The 18,929-nt window shown below is 65.7% G+C and carries 20 protein-coding genes; 8 read left to right on the top strand and 12 right to left on the bottom strand.

The window, feature by feature from the left end:
• Window positions 1–37: 37 nt before the first annotated feature.
• Genes FHS75_RS03680 through FHS75_RS03670 form a run of 3 tightly spaced genes read right to left on the bottom strand, consistent with a single transcriptional unit; the run spans window position 38 to window position 2,788 of the window.
• Entirely contained in the window at window positions 38–463 is a 426-nt protein-coding gene (locus tag FHS75_RS03680) for an HPr kinase/phosphorylase (protein WP_179406344.1), read from the bottom strand.
• Window positions 460–2,025, bottom strand: a complete 1,566-nt coding sequence (locus FHS75_RS03675) for a sensor histidine kinase (RefSeq protein WP_179406343.1) — start codon at window positions 2,023–2,025, stop codon at window positions 460–462. Before FHS75_RS03675 ends, FHS75_RS03680 begins: the two co-directional genes overlap by 4 nt.
• Complete coding sequence (locus tag FHS75_RS03670; RefSeq protein WP_179406342.1) at window positions 2,018–2,788, bottom strand: response regulator transcription factor; 771 nt, start codon at window positions 2,786–2,788, stop codon at window positions 2,018–2,020. Before FHS75_RS03670 ends, FHS75_RS03675 begins: the two co-directional genes overlap by 8 nt.
• A gap of 203 nt (window positions 2,789–2,991) precedes the next feature.
• Here FHS75_RS03670 and FHS75_RS03665 point away from each other — a divergent pair, with 203 nt between their 5' ends.
• The gene (locus FHS75_RS03665) at window positions 2,992–4,629 is read left to right on the top strand and encodes a phosphoenolpyruvate carboxykinase (protein WP_179406341.1); all 1,638 of its coding nucleotides are present in this window, start codon (window positions 2,992–2,994) and stop codon (window positions 4,627–4,629) included.
• Window positions 4,630–4,692: 63 nt separating this feature from the next.
• Complete coding sequence (locus FHS75_RS03660; protein ID WP_179406340.1) at window positions 4,693–5,052, top strand: hypothetical protein; 360 nt, start codon at window positions 4,693–4,695, stop codon at window positions 5,050–5,052.
• Between the two features lie 16 nt (window positions 5,053–5,068).
• Here the strand turns inward: FHS75_RS03660 and FHS75_RS03655 are convergent, their stop codons facing one another.
• Window positions 5,069–6,904: a DUF885 domain-containing protein gene (locus tag FHS75_RS03655; protein ID WP_179406339.1), complete on the bottom strand. Its 1,836-nt coding sequence runs from the start codon at window positions 6,902–6,904 to the stop codon at window positions 5,069–5,071.
• A gap of 210 nt (window positions 6,905–7,114) precedes the next feature.
• Here FHS75_RS03655 and FHS75_RS03650 point away from each other — a divergent pair, with 210 nt between their 5' ends.
• Entirely contained in the window at window positions 7,115–7,318 is a 204-nt protein-coding gene (locus FHS75_RS03650) for a hypothetical protein (protein ID WP_373284966.1), read from the top strand.
• Here the strand turns inward: FHS75_RS03650 and FHS75_RS03645 are convergent, their stop codons facing one another.
• Window positions 7,319–7,975, bottom strand: coding sequence for an alpha/beta hydrolase (locus FHS75_RS03645; RefSeq protein ID WP_179406338.1), 657 nt, complete (start codon window positions 7,973–7,975; stop codon window positions 7,319–7,321).
• A gap of 126 nt (window positions 7,976–8,101) precedes the next feature.
• On the opposite strand from FHS75_RS03645, the gene FHS75_RS03640 reads away from it, so the two are divergent.
• Genes FHS75_RS03640 through FHS75_RS03630 form a run of 3 tightly spaced genes read left to right on the top strand, consistent with a single transcriptional unit; the run spans window position 8,102 to window position 10,568 of the window.
• Window positions 8,102–9,154, top strand: coding sequence for a cysteine desulfurase family protein (locus FHS75_RS03640; RefSeq protein WP_179406337.1), 1,053 nt, complete (start codon window positions 8,102–8,104; stop codon window positions 9,152–9,154).
• Window positions 9,151–10,230 carry a cysteine desulfurase family protein gene (locus FHS75_RS03635; RefSeq protein ID WP_179406563.1) on the top strand — a complete coding sequence of 360 codons (1,080 nt, stop codon included), beginning with the start codon at window positions 9,151–9,153 and terminating at the stop codon, window positions 10,228–10,230. Before FHS75_RS03640 ends, FHS75_RS03635 begins: the two co-directional genes overlap by 4 nt.
• Window positions 10,231–10,235: 5 nt before the next feature.
• The gene (locus tag FHS75_RS03630) at window positions 10,236–10,568 is read left to right on the top strand and encodes a 2Fe-2S iron-sulfur cluster-binding protein (RefSeq protein ID WP_179406336.1); all 333 of its coding nucleotides are present in this window, start codon (window positions 10,236–10,238) and stop codon (window positions 10,566–10,568) included.
• 19 nt (window positions 10,569–10,587) lie between these two features.
• Here the strand turns inward: FHS75_RS03630 and FHS75_RS03625 are convergent, their stop codons facing one another.
• On the bottom strand, window positions 10,588–11,127 hold the full coding sequence (locus FHS75_RS03625; protein WP_179406335.1) for a type 1 glutamine amidotransferase domain-containing protein: 540 nt from the start codon (window positions 11,125–11,127) through the stop codon (window positions 10,588–10,590).
• A 104-nt stretch (window positions 11,128–11,231) separates the two neighbouring features.
• Here FHS75_RS03625 and parC point away from each other — a divergent pair, with 104 nt between their 5' ends.
• Window positions 11,232–13,520, top strand: coding sequence for a DNA topoisomerase IV subunit A (gene parC, locus FHS75_RS03620; protein WP_179406334.1), 2,289 nt, complete (start codon window positions 11,232–11,234; stop codon window positions 13,518–13,520).
• Here parC and FHS75_RS03615 read toward each other — a convergent pair.
• Genes FHS75_RS03615 through FHS75_RS03590 form a run of 6 tightly spaced genes read right to left on the bottom strand, consistent with a single transcriptional unit; the run spans window position 13,517 to window position 18,283 of the window.
• Window positions 13,517–14,167 carry a retropepsin-like aspartic protease family protein gene (locus FHS75_RS03615; protein WP_179406333.1) on the bottom strand — a complete coding sequence of 217 codons (651 nt, stop codon included), beginning with the start codon at window positions 14,165–14,167 and terminating at the stop codon, window positions 13,517–13,519. The two genes, parC and FHS75_RS03615, sit on opposite strands and share 4 nt — an antisense overlap.
• 45 nt (window positions 14,168–14,212) lie before the next feature.
• Window positions 14,213–15,379 carry a CCA tRNA nucleotidyltransferase gene (locus FHS75_RS03610; protein ID WP_179406332.1) on the bottom strand — a complete coding sequence of 389 codons (1,167 nt, stop codon included), beginning with the start codon at window positions 15,377–15,379 and terminating at the stop codon, window positions 14,213–14,215.
• Window positions 15,372–15,965, bottom strand: a complete 594-nt coding sequence (locus FHS75_RS03605) for a CoA pyrophosphatase (RefSeq protein WP_179406331.1) — start codon at window positions 15,963–15,965, stop codon at window positions 15,372–15,374. Before FHS75_RS03605 ends, FHS75_RS03610 begins: the two co-directional genes overlap by 8 nt.
• The gene (locus FHS75_RS03600; RefSeq protein WP_179406330.1) at window positions 15,962–16,510 is read right to left on the bottom strand and encodes a DUF1285 domain-containing protein; all 549 of its coding nucleotides are present in this window, start codon (window positions 16,508–16,510) and stop codon (window positions 15,962–15,964) included. Before FHS75_RS03600 ends, FHS75_RS03605 begins: the two co-directional genes overlap by 4 nt.
• A 22-nt stretch (window positions 16,511–16,532) precedes the next feature.
• Window positions 16,533–17,048 carry a GNAT family N-acetyltransferase gene (locus FHS75_RS03595; protein ID WP_179406329.1) on the bottom strand — a complete coding sequence of 172 codons (516 nt, stop codon included), beginning with the start codon at window positions 17,046–17,048 and terminating at the stop codon, window positions 16,533–16,535.
• 44 nt (window positions 17,049–17,092) lie between these two features.
• Window positions 17,093–18,283, bottom strand: coding sequence for a PQQ-dependent sugar dehydrogenase (locus FHS75_RS03590; RefSeq protein WP_179406328.1), 1,191 nt, complete (start codon window positions 18,281–18,283; stop codon window positions 17,093–17,095).
• Between FHS75_RS03590 and FHS75_RS03585 the strand changes: the two genes are divergently transcribed.
• The gene (locus FHS75_RS03585) at window positions 18,282–18,917 is read left to right on the top strand and encodes a ribonuclease HII (RefSeq protein WP_229735477.1); all 636 of its coding nucleotides are present in this window, start codon (window positions 18,282–18,284) and stop codon (window positions 18,915–18,917) included. The genes FHS75_RS03590 and FHS75_RS03585 overlap by 2 nt on opposite strands.
• Window positions 18,918–18,929 lie beyond the last annotated feature (12 nt).

Below are 18,929 nucleotides of genomic sequence, written 5' to 3'. Positions count from 1 at the left end.
AGGAAAGGCCCATGGCGTCGTTGTCCCTCACCGAGACTTAACCGAAGCTGAGACCGAACCGGTCGAGCGCCATTTCGGCCTTGATCGCGCCAATCGCGTCGTGTGGCGACAGGGCAAGCGCGGGCAGTTCGACGCCGAGGATGGTTTCGGTGCCCGCTTCCTCGACGAACCGCGGAGCATCGGGTGCGAGGCGCAGGACGAGTGCGACGGGAACCTCGCTGCCGGTCGGCAACTCGATCACCCCGAGGTTGCGCACCTCGATCAGTCCTCGCGTGTTGGGCGGCGGCGATGCGTAGATGCGATCTCCCTTGCGTTCCAGCGAGACGCCGTCGTCCCCGACGAGCAACGCGCCCCTGTCGATCATTGCCAGCGCCAGCTCGGACTTGCCGGCGCCCGGGGCACCCTCGACGAGGATTGCGCGCGCGCCGATGGCGATGCAGCCGGCAGGGTGGACCAGCGTCATTCGACCTCCCACGCCGGAAGGCAGACGAGCATGCGCGCCCCGGATCGGCCGTCGCTTCGCCGCTCGGCGGTGAGGCTGCCGTAATGGGCCTCGACGATGGTTCGCGCGATGGCGAGGCCGAGGCCGCTGTGGCGCTCGCCCTCGGCTTGCGATCCGCGAAACGAGTGAAAGCGCTCGAAGACCTTCTCGCGCGCGTCCTCGGGGATGCCGGGACCGTGATCGGATACCGCGATTTCGACTTGGTCGGCGGACCGCGCAAGTTCGATCTCGATGCTGCCGTCTTCGGGAGAAAACGATACCGCGTTGTCGACGAGGTTTTGAAGGACGCGCTCGAGCCGCGATGCATCGCCGGGAACGATCGTGTCGTCGATCCCCTTCTGGGCGACGACGATCCGGCACGCGCCGTCCACTCCACGGCTCTCTCGCTCGGCGACGAGCGCCTTGACGAGCTTGAGCATGTCGACGGGCTCGAAGGTCGTCCGGCTGAGTTCGGCATCGATGCGGCTCGCATCCGCAATCTCGGTAACCAGCCAGTCGATGCGCCGGACGTCGCTGCTGGCGATCGCCGTCAGCTGTTCGCGCAAACCCGGATCGTCCGTGCGCTCGAGCGATTCGAGCGCGCTGCGCAGGCTGGCGAGCGGATTCTTGAGTTCGTGCGCCACGTCCGCGGCGAAGCTTTCGACCGCATCGATGCGCTGGCGCAGTGCGGCGGTCATGTCCGAAATGGCGCGGGCGAGGAGGCCGATCTCGTCGCGGCGTTCGGGCAGGCGGGGCACGACCACCGCCCGGTCGCGGCCAAGCCGGACCCGCACCGCCGCGCGGACCAGGATGCGAAGCGGCTTCACGATCGTGCGTGCGAGGAAGAGCGAAAGCAGGGTCGAGACGATGAGTGCCGCTCCGACGATGAAGGCCAGCGTCTGCCTTGCGTCCCGGACGTTCTGCGTGATGTCGGGCGCATTGCGCGTCGTCAGCAGGACCGAGCCGCCGTCTCCCACCGGCGCTGCTGCGGTGATGACCGGCGTCCGGTCCGGGGCGAGCCTCTGCCGCACGATGGGCTCGCCGTTCGCGAGCGCTGCCTCGGCTTCCGGCCAGGCGGCGGCCCCCGGGACCTCAGGGTCGTTGTAGTCGGGAATTGGCTCCGCGCCGAGAATGAAATCCATGCCGCGGTCGAGCGCGCGGGCTGCATCCTGCAGCCATGGCTCCTGCTCCGGATCGATGAACTCGAAGGCGGGCTCGGCAAGCTCGAAATTGTCGGCCCTGATCTGTCCGTCGGGGCCGTAGAGCCGCAAGCGCAGTTTCTGTTCGTTGCCCACCATCACGAGCAGCGCATCGCGCTGGTCGGGCGGTGCGATGGCCAGAGCGTCGCCGAGTATTTCCGCCTCGGTATGGGCAAGCCGGAAACGCTCCGAAAGCAGTTCCTTGCGATAGCTGTCGAGGTAGAAGAGACTGCCCGCCAGCAGCCCGAGCGCGATGATGTTGACCGCCAGTATGCGCGCGGTCAGCGAGACGCTTTTCGACAGGGAAAGCCGATCCGGCGCGGGCAACCTCGACCTGCTAGCCATCGGCGAACGAGTATCCCGCGCCATAGAGCGTCTCGATCGCGTCGAAGTCGGAATCGATCGCCCGGAACTTTCGCCGCAACCGCTTGATGTGGCTGTCGATGGTCCGGTCATCGACGAACACGTCCTCGCTGTAAGCGGCGTCCATGAGCTGGTTTCGGCTCTTGACGACACCGGGCCTCGTTGCCAGCGCTTCAAGGATCAGGAACTCCGACACGGTGAGCGAGACCGTCCTGCCGCCCCACGTCACGCGGTGGCGCGCCGGGTCCATTTCGAGCCTGCCGCGCGTTATGGTTTCGGGCGTGTCTCCTTCCTCCGGTTCCGCCGCGTCGCTCCGGGTGAACTCGCTGCGGCGAAGGATGGCACGGATGCGTGCGACGAGGAGGCGCTGGCTGAACGGCTTGGCGATATAGTCGTCGGCACCCAGCGCAAGTCCGAGCGCCTCGTCGGGTTCCTCGTCCTTCGAGGTCAGGAAGATCACAGGCAGGGCCGATTTCTCGCGAAGCTTCTGGAGCAGTTCGAGCCCGTCCATCCGGGGCATCTTGATATCGAAGATCGCGAGGTCGGGCGGGTTGTGGCGCAGTGCCTTGAGGGCCGCCTCGCCATCGGCATAGACGCGCGTCGCGAACCCTTCGGCCTGGAGCGCGATCGACAGCGTGGTAAGGATGTTGCGGTCGTCGTCGACGAGCGCGATGCACGGTCGGGCGCCTGCCGTTGGCGGCGCACCTGCCGGCAATTCTTCCTGATCGCTTGGCGGTGGGATCATCGGCCCTTCGCGTTTTGCCGTTCGTATGCGCTGCCTGCTCGATTAGCCTTTGATATCGCGCCTGACAACGCGTCGGGTACAGTCGCGGTTCGCGACGCAAGATTTCCGGGAGAGGACAATTTAGGTAATTTGACGAAAGGTGGCCCGTCGACTATGCGCCCCCTCGATTCTTGCAAGAAATTCACATCCTGTGCCGGCCGACCATGACAGCGGTCCGCCGGCCCTACTGGAGACGCTCCTTGACTTCTTCGCTCAGCCATTCGCTCGCAAGCCAGGGCATCGAAACGCGCGCTACGATCCATGCCAATCTCGGCACGGCGCCGCTCGTCGAGCATGCGATCCGCAATGGCGAGGGCGTTCTCGCCAAGGATGGTCCGCTCGTTGTCGAAACCGGCAAGCACACGGGCCGCTCGGCCAAGGACAAGTTCATCGTCCGCGATGCCGAGACCGAGGACAGCGTCTGGTGGGGCGATGTCAATGTGCCCATGACGCCCGGGCATTTCGCCGCGCTCAAGGAAGACTTCCTCAAGGCCGTCGCCGAGAAGGAAACGCTTTACGTGGCGGACCTGTTCGGCGGGTCGCAGCCCGAACATCGCGTCAGGGTGCGCGTCATCAACCAGCTTGCCTGGCACAACCTGTTCATCCGCACCCTGCTCGTGCGTCCGACCGCAAGCGAACTCGACGGGTTCGTGCCCGAGTACACGATCATCGACCTGCCCGATTTCGTCGCCGATCCCGAACGGCACGGTTCGCGCAGCGAGACGGTGATCGCGGTCAACTTCTCCGAAAAGCTGATCCTCATCGGCGGCACGTCCTACGCCGGCGAGATGAAGAAGAGCGTCTTCGGCATCCTCAACTACCTGCTGCCGCAGAAGGGCGTGATGCCGATGCACTGCTCTGCCAACATCGGCCCGCAGGGCGATACGGCGGTGTTCTTCGGCCTGTCGGGCACCGGCAAGACGACGCTGTCCGCCGATGCGAGCCGCACGCTGATCGGCGACGACGAGCATGGCTGGTCCGATACCGCCGTCTTCAACTTCGAGGGTGGCTGCTACGCCAAGATGATCCGGCTTTCCGAGGAAGCGGAGCCGGAAATCTATGCCACGACCCGCCGCTTCGGCACCGTGCTGGAAAACGTGGTCATCGACCCAGAGACCCGCGAACTCGATTTCGACGACAACTCGCTCGCCGAGAATTCGCGCGGCGCGTATCCGATCGACTTCATCCCGAATTCGTCTGACGACAACCTTGGCCCCGTGCCGCGCAACGTCATCATGCTGACGGCCGACGCGTTCGGCGTGCTGCCCCCGATCGCGCGTCTTTCGCCCGACCAGGCGATGTACCACTTCCTGTCGGGCTATACTGCCAAGGTCGCGGGCACCGAGATCGGCGTCACCGAGCCACAGGCGACATTCTCGACCTGCTTCGGCGCGCCCTTCATGCCGCGCCACCCTTCGGTCTACGGCAACCTCCTCAAGGAACGCATCGCCAGGGGCAACGTGAAGTGCTGGCTGGTTAACACCGGCTGGTTTGGCGGCAAGGCGACCACCGACGGCATCAAGCGCATGCCGATCCAGGCAACCCGCGCGCTGCTCAACGCCGCTCTCGACGGGAGCCTCAACGACGTCCAGTTCCGCGAGGATCCGAACTTCGGCTTCGAGGTCCCCGTGTCGGTGCCGGGTGTCGACGACAACCTGCTCGACCAGCGCAGCGCCTGGGCCGATCCCGCCGAGTACGACAAGACGGCGCAGGCCCTGGTACGCAAGTTCATCGACAACTTCGGCCAGTTCGAAGCCCACGTCGACGAAGGCGTCCGCAACGCCGCGCCCGCCAGCGCCTGAGCCATTTTCCTGTCATCGAAATGGGTGCATGATCCTTCCTGACATCAGGAAGGAGATGCACGCATGTCGCTTATCGAATCCATGCTGGGTCAGGCAGGGGACAGCCCGGACCTCGTGAACCTTGCCGAAAAGGTGGGCATCGATCCCGCGATGGCCCGGAAGGCCGTGGCGGCGCTGGGAATGGCGCACCAGCAGCCCGGCGATACGGTGGAGCTTGCCTCCGCCAGGACCGGGCTCGACAGCGGCATCGTATCGCAGATCGTGAGGCATATCGGGGGCGAAGGCTCGCTCGGCGAATTCGCGCGAATGCTGCAGGACAACCCGCAGGCTGCCGGCATCCTCGACATGCTAGATCGCGACGGCGACGGGAACCCGCTCGACGATATCGCCGGAATGGCTTCGGGAATGTTCGGCAAGAAATAACGGGCGAGGCTGGTCCTCAGCCCGATGCGCTGCCAATGTACCGCTCCACATTCTTCTCGAGAACGTCGAGCGGTACATTGCCCCCGTCCACGACCGCCTGGTCGAAATCGCGCAGATCGTAGGCCTCGCCAAGTGCCGCCCTTGCGCGCGCTCGCTGGCGCAGGATTTCGCTGTGCCCCATCTTGTAGCCGCAGGCCTGTCCCGGCCACGAGCAGTAGCGGTCGACTTCGTTGACGACCTCCTCTCGCTTGTTGCCGTTTCTTTCCATGAAGAAACGGATGGCCCTTTCGCGCGGCCAGCCTTTCGCATGGAGCCCGGTATCGACGACCATTCTGCATGCCCGGAACGACAGCGCCTGCAGGCAGCCGAGGCGACCGACCGGATCGTCGTCGTAAGCGCCGAGCTCGTCGGCGAGCTGCTCGCCGTATAGCGCCCACCCCTCGGTGTAGGCACTGAACGAGAGAATCGAGCGGATCAGCGGGAGCTGGTTCGAATACTCGCCCTGCCAGACGTGGCCCGGAATCGATTCGTGGTGGACCAGCGTGGGCAGGTCGTATTTCCGGTGAAGGTCGGTCGTGCGAAGGTTGATCCACATCTTGCCGGGGATCGATCCGTCGATGGACCCCGCGCCTCCGTAGGCGGTGGGCGCGCCGGGCTCCTCGGCGAGGGGCAGGCGGCGTACTTCGACGTTTCCGGTGGCGAGCCGGCGGAAAGCGCGCGGCATCTGCGCCTTGATCCAGTCGATCCGGTCGCGAATGAAGCCGAGTATTTCCTGTCGTCCGGGATCGCCCGCGGGGAACATGAACTGCGGGTCCTGGCCGATCGCGGTCATCCTTTCGCCGACGCTGCCGCCGGTGTAGCCAAGCGAAGTGAGGATCGGGTCCATGCGTGCGTGGAGGGCTTCCAGTTCCTCGAGGCCGAGCTCGTGAATCTGGTCGGGTGCCAGTGTCGTGGTCGTCGCCGCGCGCAGGGCCCACCGGTAGAATTCGTCGCCGCCCGGTCGCTCGCCCATGCCGGGCGCCGAGGTCGCGCGGGAACGCAGCCTGCGCAGTTCTGCGAGCTGGCGGCCCATCGCGGGCGCGACTTCGCCGATGGCGATGCGCCCGGCGCGCGGCCCCCAGTCGCCGGGTATGTTGGCGGTACGGTCGACCAGCGATTCGACGAGCGCCCCGCCGCCGCGCGCGTCGGCAATCGCGGCTTCCATCTGCGCGATCGTGCGGTCGAGCAGGAAATCGGGCGGTACGAGGCCGTATTCGGCGGCGCTGCGCACCCGGGCGAGTTCGCCGTCGAGCTGTCCCGGCATCTCCGAGAGCCGCGAGAGATAAGCCTCGGCGTCGGCAGCATCGCGCACCGGGAGGTCCGAATCGAGGAAGCGCGGCGTGTCGAGGTAAGCTCCGACGTTCTGGATCACGACGTAAGGCGTGTTGCGCCAGCCGCCGACAGCGACATCGCCGTAGGGCTGGGCAAATCCCGCCAGCGCGACGCCGTAGGCACTCTTCACTACTTCGAGGCTGGTCCGCGTGGTCGGATCGGCCGCACTCGCGTCGATAGCTTCTACCCGCGCCAGATCGGCCTTGAGCAACGTCTCGGTCGCGGCAACGCCGGCCGGCGACCGATCCTCGAGATGATAGCGCAGGTCCGAATGCTCGCCTGTATCGATGCCGAGGACGGTCGCGCCTTCCGGCTTTAGCCGGAGCAGCCGCCAGGCCGCGCTTTCCAGCAGGGCATCGGGCGAATCTGTCCGCGCGGCCGAGGCGATGGGTTCGCGAACGCAGGCGGGCAGGGCGAGGAAGGTCCCGCCGACGAGGGCTGACTTGAGCGCCGAGCGGCGCGAAATTGCGGAGTGGGTCATGGCGGGAGAGTGACCGGCAGCGTGCGGCAAGTCAAACCTTGCGATCCTGTCGGAATGCGCCAATTCCTGTCCGCAAACACACGAAATCGCGAAGCGGCAGGCAGGAAAGTTTCAGGATCGCGTAATCGTCGCGTCGGTCCTCTTGGTCAGGTGGCGCTGCCATGCAAAGACGATCAGCCAAATCCCCGCCGCAGTCCGAAAGGTCACGCCTTGCTGCCCACCGTGCTCTCGCTGATGGTCCTCACCTTCTTCGCGCTCATCCTTGGCGCCTGGTACCTTTGGACCAGGCGCGGCGCACGGCGGCAGGCTGTCCTGATGCTCGTGCTCGCGGCGGTCATCGCCGCCAATGTCGCGATCTGGACCGTGCCCGATTCGGACGGCACGGCTCCGCTGGGACAGGACCTGCGCGAGTGATTACTTGATCGGGCAGTCGGGCGAGAGTCGCATGTCGAGGTAGTTGTCGACGGACTTCATCAGGTCCTCGTTCTCATTCTCGAAGAAATGGTTCGCGCGCGGAATCACGTCATGGTGGATCGTGATGTGCTTCTGGGTCCGCAGCTTGTCGACCAGCTTCTGGACGGCATTGGGAGTGACGACCGTGTCGGCGGAACCCTGGATGATGATGCCCGAAGCCGGGCAGGGCGCCAGGAAGCTGAAATCGTACATGTTCGCGGGCGGCGCGATCGAGATGAAGCCGCGAATCTCGGGCCTGCGCATCAGCAACTGCATGCCGATGAGGGCACCGAAGCTGTAGCCAGCGATCCAGGTGGTCGAAGCTTCGGCGTGGATCGATTGCACCCAGTCGAGCGCCGAGGCGGCATCCGAAAGCTCGCCGATGCCGTTGTCGAAGCTTCCCTGGCTGCGTCCCACACCGCGGAAATTGAATCGCAGGGTCGCGAATCCACGGTTGACGAAGGTCTTGTAGAGATGCTGGGTAATCCGGTCGTTCATGGTCCCGCCCGCCTGCGGATGCGGGTGCAGGATCATGGCAACGGGTGCGCGGGGACGCGGTCCGGGCTGGAAACGGCCTTCGAGGCGGCCTTCTGGACCGGGAAATATGACTGACGGCATTGCTGGCTCACTTGGCGAAATGTGCTCCCTGCGCCCGTGACGACGTTGCATCTTCGCGGCTGCAGGTAGGATACGGGGACCGACCGCTATATAGATTCACGCGCGTTAAAAACAACATTTTGAACAATGGATGAAATCAGCACATATCTCGATCACGCGGCGACGACGCCGATACTCCCCGAAGCGCGCGCCGCGATGGCCGAAGGCTTCGCGATCTGGGCCAATCCCTCGAGCCCGCATGCCTCCGGTCGCAAGGCGCGTGCGGCGCTGGAGGATGCGCGCCGACGGATGGCCGAGAGCCTTGGCTGGACGGGCGAAGTCGTCTTCGTGTCCGGGGCGAGCGAGGCCATCGCCATCGCAGTCGAGCGCTGCAGCCTCAACCTGTCCGCCGTCTCCCCCGTCGAGCACGATGCGGTGCTGCGCCATGCGGAAGGCGTCAGGCGCTTGCCGGTCGATGCGTGCGGACGGGTCGATCCCGAGGCAGCGGCTACGGGCGGCCTTGTTGCCGTCCAGCACGCGAACAGCGAAACGGGCGTGCTCCAGCCCGTCGCCGGGATCGCCGATACCGTCCGGGCAACCGGAGGACTGTTGCTTGCCGACTGCTCGCAATCCGCAGGCAAGACCGCGCTTCCCGATGCGGACATGATCGCGCTTTCGGCGCACAAGTTCGGCGGTCCGATCGGGATCGGCGCGCTGCTGGTGCGCGACGGGGCGATGCTGAAGCCCTCCGGCGGGCAGGAGCGCGGCTATCGCGCAGGGACCGAGAACCTGCCCGGAGCGATGGCGATGGCCGCCGCGCTCGAAGCCGGGTCGGAGTGGATGGACGAGGCAGGGCGGTTGCGGCAACTGCTGGAACGTGAAGTCGTCCCGCTCGGCGGAGAGGTCGTGGCAAGCGATGCGGAGCGCATACCCACGATCGGCGCGATCCGCATGCCGGGAATGGCGGCGGCGGTCCAGCTTATCCGCTTCGATGCTGCGGGCATCGCGGTTTCGGCGGGCAGCGCCTGCAGTTCCGGCTCGCTCAGGACGAGCCACGTGCTCGCAGCGATGGGGATTGACGGGAATTCGGCGTCCGAGACCATCCGCGTCAGCATCGGCCGGGAAACCGGGGAGGACGACATCGCCCGCTTCCTCGAAACGTGGAAAGACATCGCAGCGGGCAGGCGGGCAGCGGCGTGATCTACCTCGACTATCAGGCGACAACCCCGCTCGCGCCCGAGGCGCGCGATGCAATGCTGCCCTGGTTAGCCGGACCGGAGGCGCAGGGCTTCGCCAATCCGCACAGCCCGCACCGACCCGGCCGCGCTGCCGCCGCCGCCGTCGAAGCGGCGCGCGAACAGGTGGCGTCGCTGCTTCCGCCGGGGGGCACGGTCGTGTTCACCGGCTGCGCCACCGAGGCGCTGAACCTTGCGGTCCGGGGAAGCGGTGTGCGACGTGTGGCCGTTTCGGCCATCGAACATTCCGCGGTGCTCGATACTGCAAAAGCCTGTGTCGATCGTTGCGATGTCATCCCGGTAAGCCCGCAAGGACTGGTCGATGCGGATGCGGCCATTGCACCGGGCACGGGACTGGTCGCGGTGATGCAGGTGAACAACGAGATCGGGACGATCCAGCCCGTCGATGCGCTGGCCGCCGCTGCCCGCGATGCCGGCGCGCTTTTCCTGTGCGATGCGGTACAGGGTGCAGGCAAGCTTGCGCCACCTGCGCAGGCCGACATGATCGCTCTGTCGGCGCACAAGCTGCACGGGCCCAAGGGCATCGGCTGCCTGTGGATACGCGACGGGGTCGAGCTTCGCCCGCTGATCTACGGGGGAGGACAGGAGCAGGACTTGCGCTCTGGTACGCTCAGTCCGGCCCTTTGCGCAGGATTCGGAGCGGCGGCGCAACTGGCCCGCGAACGAATGCAGGACGACGCGGACCATATCGCCATGCTGGCCGGGAAGGCACGCGATATCCTCTCGCGCTGGACGCTAAACGGCTCACCGGTGGAGCGTTGGTGCGGGAACCTCAATCTCCGCCTGCACGGGCTCGACGTGGCGCGGCTGATGTCCGAGCTTCGCGACATCGCCTTCTCCGCCGGATCGGCCTGCGCCAGCGGTTCGGGCAGGACCAGTCACGTCCTGCGTGCACTCGGCCTGGGCGACCGGCAGGCGAAATGCTCTATCCGTCTGGGATTTGGTAGATATACTATGTTGCGGGAGATCGAGGATGCCTGCGCTCGAATTGATGCCGCAGCGGCGGCGCAGGGAGTCTGAGACTGTTGGTTTCGATCGTTTTCATTACGCGTGACAACGAACGCATCATTGCCGAGGCGAACGCGGGCGAAGTGCTGTTGCAGGTCGCCCAGAACGCCGGGATGCCGCTCGAGGGAACGTGCGAGGGGCAGATGGCCTGCTCTACCTGTCACGTCATCCTCGACCAGGCGTGGTTTGCAAGGCTGCCCGAGGCGCGCGAGGAGGAAGAGGACATGCTCGACCTCGCCGCCGGCGTCACGGGCACGAGCCGCCTGTCCTGCCAAATCGAGCTGACCACCGAGATGGACGGGATGGAAGTGCGCATTCCCGGCATCTCGCACGACATGCAGGTGCGATAGCCGGGAACGCATAGCCGGATCAGGCGGCGACCGTCGAGTCCTGCAGTGCCTCGATCAACGCCTTCGAAAACGCCGGAATGTCGTCCGGATTGCGACTGGTGATGAGGTTGCCGTCTACCGAGACTTCCTTGTCCACGACGTTGGCGCCCGCATTGCGCAAATCGGTGCGTACCGACGGCCAGCTCGTGACCGTCCTGCCCTTTACGACATCGGCTTCGACAAGCAGCCACGGACCGTGGCAGATTGCGGCGACCGGCTTGCCGCTACTGGCGAACTCACGCACGAGCGAGACCGCCTTTTCCTCAAGCCTGAGCTTGTCGGGATTGATCTGGCCGCTGGGGAGGACGAGCGCATCGAAATCGCTCGCGTTGACGCTGTCGAGCGTCATGTCCACCTTGACGCTTTTGCCCCAGTCGGCCTTGTCCCACCCCTTGATCTCGCCGCTCTCCGGACTGGCGACGAGAGTCTCGAAACCTGCTTCCTGCAGGTTCTTGCGCGGCTCGATGAGTTCCGACTGTTCGAAGCCGTCGGTCGCGATGATAAGCACCTTGCGTGCCATGTTCCTGTCTCCTTCGATTGATGGTTCAAGGAGATAACAAACGGCGGAAAAGTTCGGTTCCGGCAGTTCCGCACGGCCCGGCGCATTGCTAGGGCGACCGAACCATGGTCACCGCAACAGACGACGAATCCGATCCCTTCGACGCCATTGTCGATGCACCTTTCGACGCTGCGCTTTCCGAGCGCTACCTCGTCTATGCGCTCTCGACGATCACTGCCCGCTCGCTCCCGGACCTGCGCGATGGCTTGAAGCCCGTACACCGCCGCCTGCTGTGGGCGATGCGCCAGCTCAAGCTCGATCCGGCCAGCGCCTTCAAGAAATCCGCGCGGGTCGTCGGCGACGTGATCGGCAAGTACCACCCGCACGGCGATGCGTCGGTCTACGATGCCATGGTCCGCCTCGCACAGGACTTCTCGCTGCGCTATCCGCTGGTCGAGGGGCAAGGCAACTTCGGCAATATCGACGGCGATAATGCCGCGGCCTACCGCTATACCGAAGCGCGGCTGACGAAGACGGCGATCCAGCTCATGGCCGGGCTGGACGAAGGCACGGTCGACTTCATCGCGACCTACAATGGCGAGGAGGAAGAGCCCGAGATCTTCCCCGGCCTGTTCCCGAACCTGCTTGCCAATGGGGCTACCGGCATCGCCGTGGGCATGGCTACGTCGATCCCGAGCCACAACGTGGCCGAGGTCATCGACGCGACCCTGCTGCTGATCGACAATCCCGCGACCGAGCACCGCGAACTCATGGACGTGTTCAAGGGACCCGACTTCGCGACCGGCGGCCTGATCGTCGACAGCCCGGAGGCGATTTCCGCCGCATACGAAACCGGCAAGGGCGCCTTCCGGATGCGCGGGCGCTTCTCGACCGGCCGCGGCGAAGCGGGCGAGTGGGAAGAAACTGGCATCGAGAAACTCGGCGGCGGCCAGTGGCAGCTTGTCCTTTCCGAAATCCCTTACATGCTGCCCAAGGGCAAGCTGATCGAGCAGATCGCCGGCCTGATTGCCGACCGCAAGCTGCCGATCCTCGAGGATGTGCGCGACGAGAGCGAGGAGGACATCCGCATCGTCCTCCTGCCCAAGAGCCGCAACGTCGATCCCGAATTGCTCAAGGAAAGCCTGTACCGGCTGACCGACCTCGAGAGCCGCTTCTCGCTCAACCTCAACGTGCTCGACGCGCATCGCACGCCGGGCGTCCTCGGTCTCAAGCTGCTTTTGCAGGAGTGGATCTACAGCCAGATCGACATCCTGCTTCGCCGTACCCGCCACCGGCTCGACAAGATCGCGGCGCGGCTCGAACTGCTCGAAGGCTATATCATCGCCTTCCTCAACCTCGACCGGATCATCGAGATCATCCGGACCGAGGATGAGCCCAAGCCCGTGATGATGGCCGAATTCGGGCTGACCGACAGACAGGCCGAGGCGATCCTCAACATGCGGCTGCGCTCGCTGCGCAAGCTCGAGGAAATGGAACTGCGCAAGGAGCGCGACGACCTCCTCGCCGAACAGGAAGAGCTGCAGAAGCTGCTCGAAAGCCCGGCGCGCCAGCGCACGCGGCTGAAGCGCGACCTGAAGTCGCTGCGCAAGGATTACGCCGAGGATACCGCGCTCGGCCGCCGCCGGACGACCATCGCGGAAGCCGAACCGGCGGTCGAATTCAGCATGGATGCGATGATCGAGAAGGAGCCGGTCACCGTCATCCTGTCGCAGCGCGGATGGATCAAGGCGGCCAGGGGCCACGTCCCGCTCGACGGCGAATTCAAGTTCAAGGAAGGCGACGGCCCGGCCTTCGCGCTTCACGCTCAGACGACGGACAAGCTGCTGTTCGCGTGCGACAACGGGCGGTTCTATACTCTCGGAGCGGACAAGCTGCCTGGCGCGCGCGGTTTCGGAGAGCCGATCCGCACGATGGTCGACATCGATCCCGCCGCGCAGATCGTTGCGGTCGTGGTGCATCGTTCGAAGCTGCAACTGCTTCTCGCTTCGAGCACGGGCAAGGGCTTCGCCGCCCAGTCGGACGAACTGCTTGCGGAAACGCGCAAGGGCAGGGCGGTCGTCACCACCAGGCCGGGCGTCAGGCTTGCCGTGGTGCGCGAGATTCCCCCCGAGCACGATCACGTTGCCGTGGTCGGCGAAAACCGCAAGCTGGTCGTCTTCAGCCTCGAGGAATTGCCCGTCATGGCCAAGGGGCAGGGCGTAACACTGCAGCGCTATCGCGATGGCGGCCTCGCTGATGCCACCACCTTGAAGCTCGAGGAAGGCCTCAGCTGGGCGATGGGCGGCGACAGCGGCCGCACACGAACCGAGAAGGACATGATGCTCTGGAAAGTCGCGCGCGGCGCCGCCGGCCGGCTGCCGCCGCAGGGCTTTCCGCGCGACAACCGGTTCTAGATCTCGTCCCCGACCGGCTGCGGATTGTTGGGCACGAGAATTAGAGTCCTACCCTCGACCCGCCAGCTTGCAAGCCGCGAGAGGAAGTTCATGCCGAGCACGTTCGTCTCGCCGAGGCCCGGCGCGACGACCGCATCGAGATCGCGCGCGACGATGTTGCCGAACTGCAATTCACCGATCGAGGCAAGCTCGGCCCTGACCTGTCCGTTGGCCGTACGCATCAGGACGGTCTGTCGCATCGCCCGCGCAGGAACGCGCGCATCCTGCGCGGTCTGCGGCGAAATCGCGGTCAGGGTCGCTCCGGTATCGACAAGGAACCGGCGCGGCACGCCGTTGACGTTCGCCTGCAGCCAGAAGTGCCCGTCGCGATGCATGTCGACGCGCGTCTCCGCGCCCTCGACCGTCTGCTCAGGCATCCCGAGTTGCGGCAGTGCAAGGTCGCTGCCGGTGGTGAAGCGCGTGACCTGCGCGATGGTCAGCAGCAGCGCGGCGAGCAAGCCGAGATTGCCGACGCCGCGCAGGAAGCGGCCCGCGAAGGGCATCGAACCGCGGATCATCCCGCCGAGCGTGGTCACGAATATCGCCACCATCGCCAGCGCGAGCAGGGGCTGTTCGGTAAGAAAAGCAAGGATTTCGGAAAATTCCATCAAGGCCCTTCTAGCATCGCCAAGCTTGCCCTGCGCTGACCGGCATCATTCCGCGAGCGTCCGTTCGAGGAGTTCGTGCGCACGGTCTTCGTCGGGAAAACCTTCGGCGATCCAACGGTCCTCCACTCGCCGGAGAATGCGAGCGACTTCGGGGCCGGCTTTCACGCCGCGCGCCACGATTTCGCCGCCCTTGATCGGGAAAACCGGTAGTTCCCAGTCGGTTATCGGAGAAATATCGGATCCGCTCGCAAGCAGCCGGTCGATGGCTTCCTCGCGGCCCAGGCGATAGGCGAGGGCGCGCGCATCGCCGGGCTTGCCGTTGCGGGCAGCGGCCAGGGCAAGGCGTTTCTTCTGCTTGCCCGACAGGCGAAACCTTGCCGCGACCTGCTCGGCGATGCCGGTATCGGCGGGAAGCATGAGGGCGAGGCGGCGCAGCGGGTCGGGCGGCACGTCCTGGCAAGCCTCCTGGCTGATGAGAGCGCGGAGCGAAATCGGATCGGCTTCGGGCAGGAATTCGTCGAGCACGCCGAGTTCTGCCATGCGCTCCACCGTCGGGGCGGGGTCGGGCAGGGCGAGGAGATTCATGGTCTCCATCCCGATCCGCTCGCGCGACAGGCCCTTGAGCGTTGCGGCAAGTTCGGCGCAGGCATTTTCCGACTCGGCATCAGCAGGTTGAGAGCCGAACCTGGCCTGAAACCTGAAGTATCGCAGGATACGCAGGTGATCTTCGCGGATGCGCGTCCGCGCGTCGCCGATGAACCGGACCCGCCGTGCATCGAGGTCGGCAAGACCGCCGAACCAGTCGAAGATCTCATGCGTCACGGGATCGGCGTAAAGCGCGTTGATCGTGAAGTCGCGTCGTGCGGCATCCTCGCGCCAGTCGGTCGCGAAGGCCACCGTCGCGCGCCTGCCATCGGTGCTGACGTCAAGGCGGAGCGTGGTGATCTCGACCGGCCCCCCTTCGAGCACCGCGGTGACGGTGCCGTGCTCGATCCCGGTCGGTACATTGCGGATATCGGCAGTATCGAGGCGGGCTATGACCTCTTCGGGCCGGAGAGGGGTCGCGACATCGATGTCCTTGACCGGCAGGCCGAGCAGCGTGTCGCGCACCGCACCGCCAACGTACCGCGCGTTTCCGGGGCCGAGCGCATCCACGAGCGCGGCAAGGTCGCCGCGTGCGGTCCATGGCGCATCGGGAAGCCGCTCAGCCATGCCAGCGCAACCGCTTCGCAAGGTTCGAGATGATCGCGGCGGTCACGCCCCAGATCCGGTGGTTTTCCCAGTACATCTCGAGATAGGTGTATTCCCGGCCGCCGAAACGTCCGCGGCATTCCTTGTGGTTTGCGGGGTCGAGGGCGAAATCGACGGGTGCTTCGAACCATTGCGCGACTTCGGCGGGATTGGGCCTGATCTCGATGTCGGGCCTGATCGTCCCGATGACCGGCGTCACGCGGTAGCCGGATCCGGTGAGAAGCTCGTCGCTGATACCCACGATGCTGACGTCGCGCGCCTCGATGCCCAGTTCCTCGTTCGCCTCGCGCAGCGCGGCCTGCAGCGCATCCTCGCCCGGATCGATCTTGCCGCCGGGAAAGGCGACCTGTCCCGGATGCGAGCGCATGTTCGAGGGTCGGTGGAGCAGCAGGAAGCCCGGCTCCTCACGCTCCGTGATGGCAATGAGAACGGCGGCATCGCGTACGGGCTCGCCCTCGCGCCGGCGCGGATCGGTCACGAGGTCGGAAACCTCGCGCCGGTGGCCCTCTTCGAAAAGGTGCGCGACGCGTTGGAAAAGCGCGCTCATCCCGCCGGAACGAGCGAGAATTCCGCGCCTTTGCTGCTCACCGACAAGTCGTCGCTTTCGAGCGCCATTTCGGCAAGCTGGGCGTAGGTGCTGCGGTTGAGCCGGGCTTCGCACCCGTGGCGGACGGTGACGTAGATTGCCGGCGTGTCCGGATCGCCCTTGGCTCGAACCGGATTGTCGGGGCCGGCGATCACCAGGTCGTCGGTATTGAGGCGGAAGACGAGTCCGTCGCCATCGCGCTTTACGTCGGTGGCGATGAAGGCGGCATCCTCGACCTCGATCGAAAGCTTCTGGTAGGGCATCACCAGCCAGTGCTGCCCGGTATTGTCGCGCATCAGCAACGACGCGAAGGCACGCACCATTGCCGGGCGCTTCACTTCCGAACCGTCGTGAAACCAGCGCCCGTCGGCTGCGATGCGCATGTGACTGTCACCGGTATTTTCGGGTTGCCATTGCTCGACCGGCGGCAGCTTGCGCGCCGCGACGAGTTCGGCGACCTCGGTCAGTGTCAGTTCCTGCAATTCTGGCGGCGGCTCGTACGGCATGCGACAGCGTTGCCAGATCGCATCAGCCTCGCCAAGGGCCGAGCGAACCCTCGCGCGGAAGCACGGCCGGATTGTCGCACCGGACAAGGAGGCGCGCCGGGTCCCACGGGCCGGGCAGCGTCCAGCCTCCGGTATGCGCGCTGCCGAAACCCCAGAACCGGCCGTAGTACGAGGCGTCCCCGATCATCACCAGCGGCAGCGAGGCCTGTTCCGACATGCTGCCGATGCTTGCCGCCATTAGCGCCTGACCATAGCCGATCCGTTGCACCTCCGGCAGCACGGCGACCGGGCCGACCATGATCATCGGGTGTGCGCGCGCGGTCGTGTCGGTCAGCGCGACCGGCCAGCACTGGATCGTGCCCACGAGCATGTCGTTCTCGTCGAGTGCCGCGAAGCTGAGCGCCGGCAGCCAGTCCATTCCTTCGCGCACGGCATAGGCGGTTCGCCCATGGCGGTCGGGACCGAAGGCGCGGTCTAGCAGTTCCTCGACGAGGACGGGATCGACATTGTCGAGCGGGATGAGCGTGGCTTCGGCCATAGGCGCGCGCCGATAGGGCCGCCGCGCGCGCTTGTCGACAGGATTTACCTTTGCGACGGTGTCAGCTTGTAGAGACTGGCCGGACTGACGTTCTTCCCGTCCTCGACGATCCAGATCGCGCCATCGCTGTCCTGCGCCACCGCGCGGATGCGATGTTCGGTCGGGTAGCGCGCCGCCTCACGGGCATCCTCGCCGTCGATCGCGACGCGCACGATGCCTGCGGGCTTCATCGCTGCGATGATTGCCTGTCCTTTCCACTCGGGAAACAGGTTGCCATCGTAGAACACCATGTCGCCGGGTGCGATCACGGGGTCCCAGCTTGTCGCAGGCGTCTCGAATTTTGGCCGCGCCGAGTGATCGGGAATATTGCGACCATCGTAATGGACACCGTTCGAGACGACGGGCCAGCCGTAGTTCGCTCCCTTCTCGACGAGGTTGAGTTCGTCGCCGCCCTTCGGCCCGTGCTCGAGCGCCCACAGGCGGCCCTGGGTATCGAATTCCAGTCCCAGAATATTGCGATGGCCGTAGGACCAGATTTCCGCCGAAACGCCGCCCCGATCCGCGAAGGGGTTGCCCGGCGCGGGCGTTCCGTCTGGAAGCAGCCGAAGTACGGTGCCGAGGTTGTTCGAGAGGTCCTGCGCCGGTTGCTGCTTCTGGCGGTCTCCCGAGGCTATGAACAGATGTTCGCCGTCCGGCGAGAACGCCAGGCGATGCGAGTAGTGCCCGCGTCCGGTAACCTTCGGCTGCTGGCGCCAGATCACCTCGAGATTTTCCAGCTCGCAGGAGAGCTCTTCGCTGCAAACGAGGTCGGCGCGCCCGACCGCAGCGCCGCGCGTGTTGCCGTCGCCGGCTTCGGCCCAGCTGAGGTAGACACGGCGGCGGTCGAGCGTGGCGCCCGACGGTTCCGGCCCGAAGATGAAATCGCCGAGGCCTCCCTGGCCTCCGTAATCGACCCGCGGCACCCCGCTGACCGTGCCGATGCGGCCATCGGGACGCACGAACCGGATGTTGCCCTTTTTCTCGGTGACGAACAGAACGCCGGAGCCTTCGTCGAGGGCGAGGGCCCATGGCTCGTCGAACGTGGCAACCTCTTGCTTTACCCAGGGATCGCCCTCGTTTTCCGACGTTTTCGAGGGCTGCGCATTGGCAACGTTATCCCCTGTGGCGGCGCCTCCGCAGCTTGCGAGGACGAAGGCGAGGGGCGATAAGGCGGTCAGAAGAGATGGTTTTCGCATGACGCATCTAATGCACGGGAGCGGACTTGGTGCCGCAGGCTTCGACGTGCCGGTGATCGGCGTCGACGAGGCGGGACGTGGGCCGCTGGCAGGCCCTGTCGTGGCCGCAGCGGTCATCCTGTGCAAGCCGCGCCCGGTCGGGCTCGACGATTCCAAGAAGCTCAACCGTTCGCAGCGCGCCGTTCTGGAAGAGCGGATCAAGCGTCGCTGCAGATGGGCGGTCGGTGTCGTCGAAGTCGACGAAATCGACCGGCTCAACATTTTCGGTGCGACGATGCTGGCCATGACGCGGGCCGTCGCCGCCATCTGCACAAGCTCCGGATGCGAGCCGCTCGAAGTCCTCGTCGACGGGAACCTTACCCCGGCAGGTCGTTGTGCGGACTGGCGGTGGCGCGCGCGGGCGATCGTCGGCGGCGATGCGATCGAACCGTGCATTTCGGCGGCCTCGATCATCGCCAAGGAGCATCGCGACCGGCTCATGCGAGCGCTTGCGGTTACGCATCCGCATTTCGGTTGGGAGCGCAACGCCGGATACGGCACGCCCGAGCATCTGGAGGCGCTGCGCCGGCACGGTCCGACGCCGCACCACCGCCGCAGCTTCGCGCCGGTCGCGCAGTTGCAGATGCCGCTTTGAACGTAGCTGGTG

The organism is Novosphingobium marinum, assembly GCF_013408095.1.
In the GTDB taxonomy this organism is placed as follows: Bacteria; Pseudomonadota; Alphaproteobacteria; order Sphingomonadales; family Sphingomonadaceae; genus Novosphingobium; species Novosphingobium marinum.
This window is presented reverse-complemented; position numbering and strand designations above follow the sequence as displayed.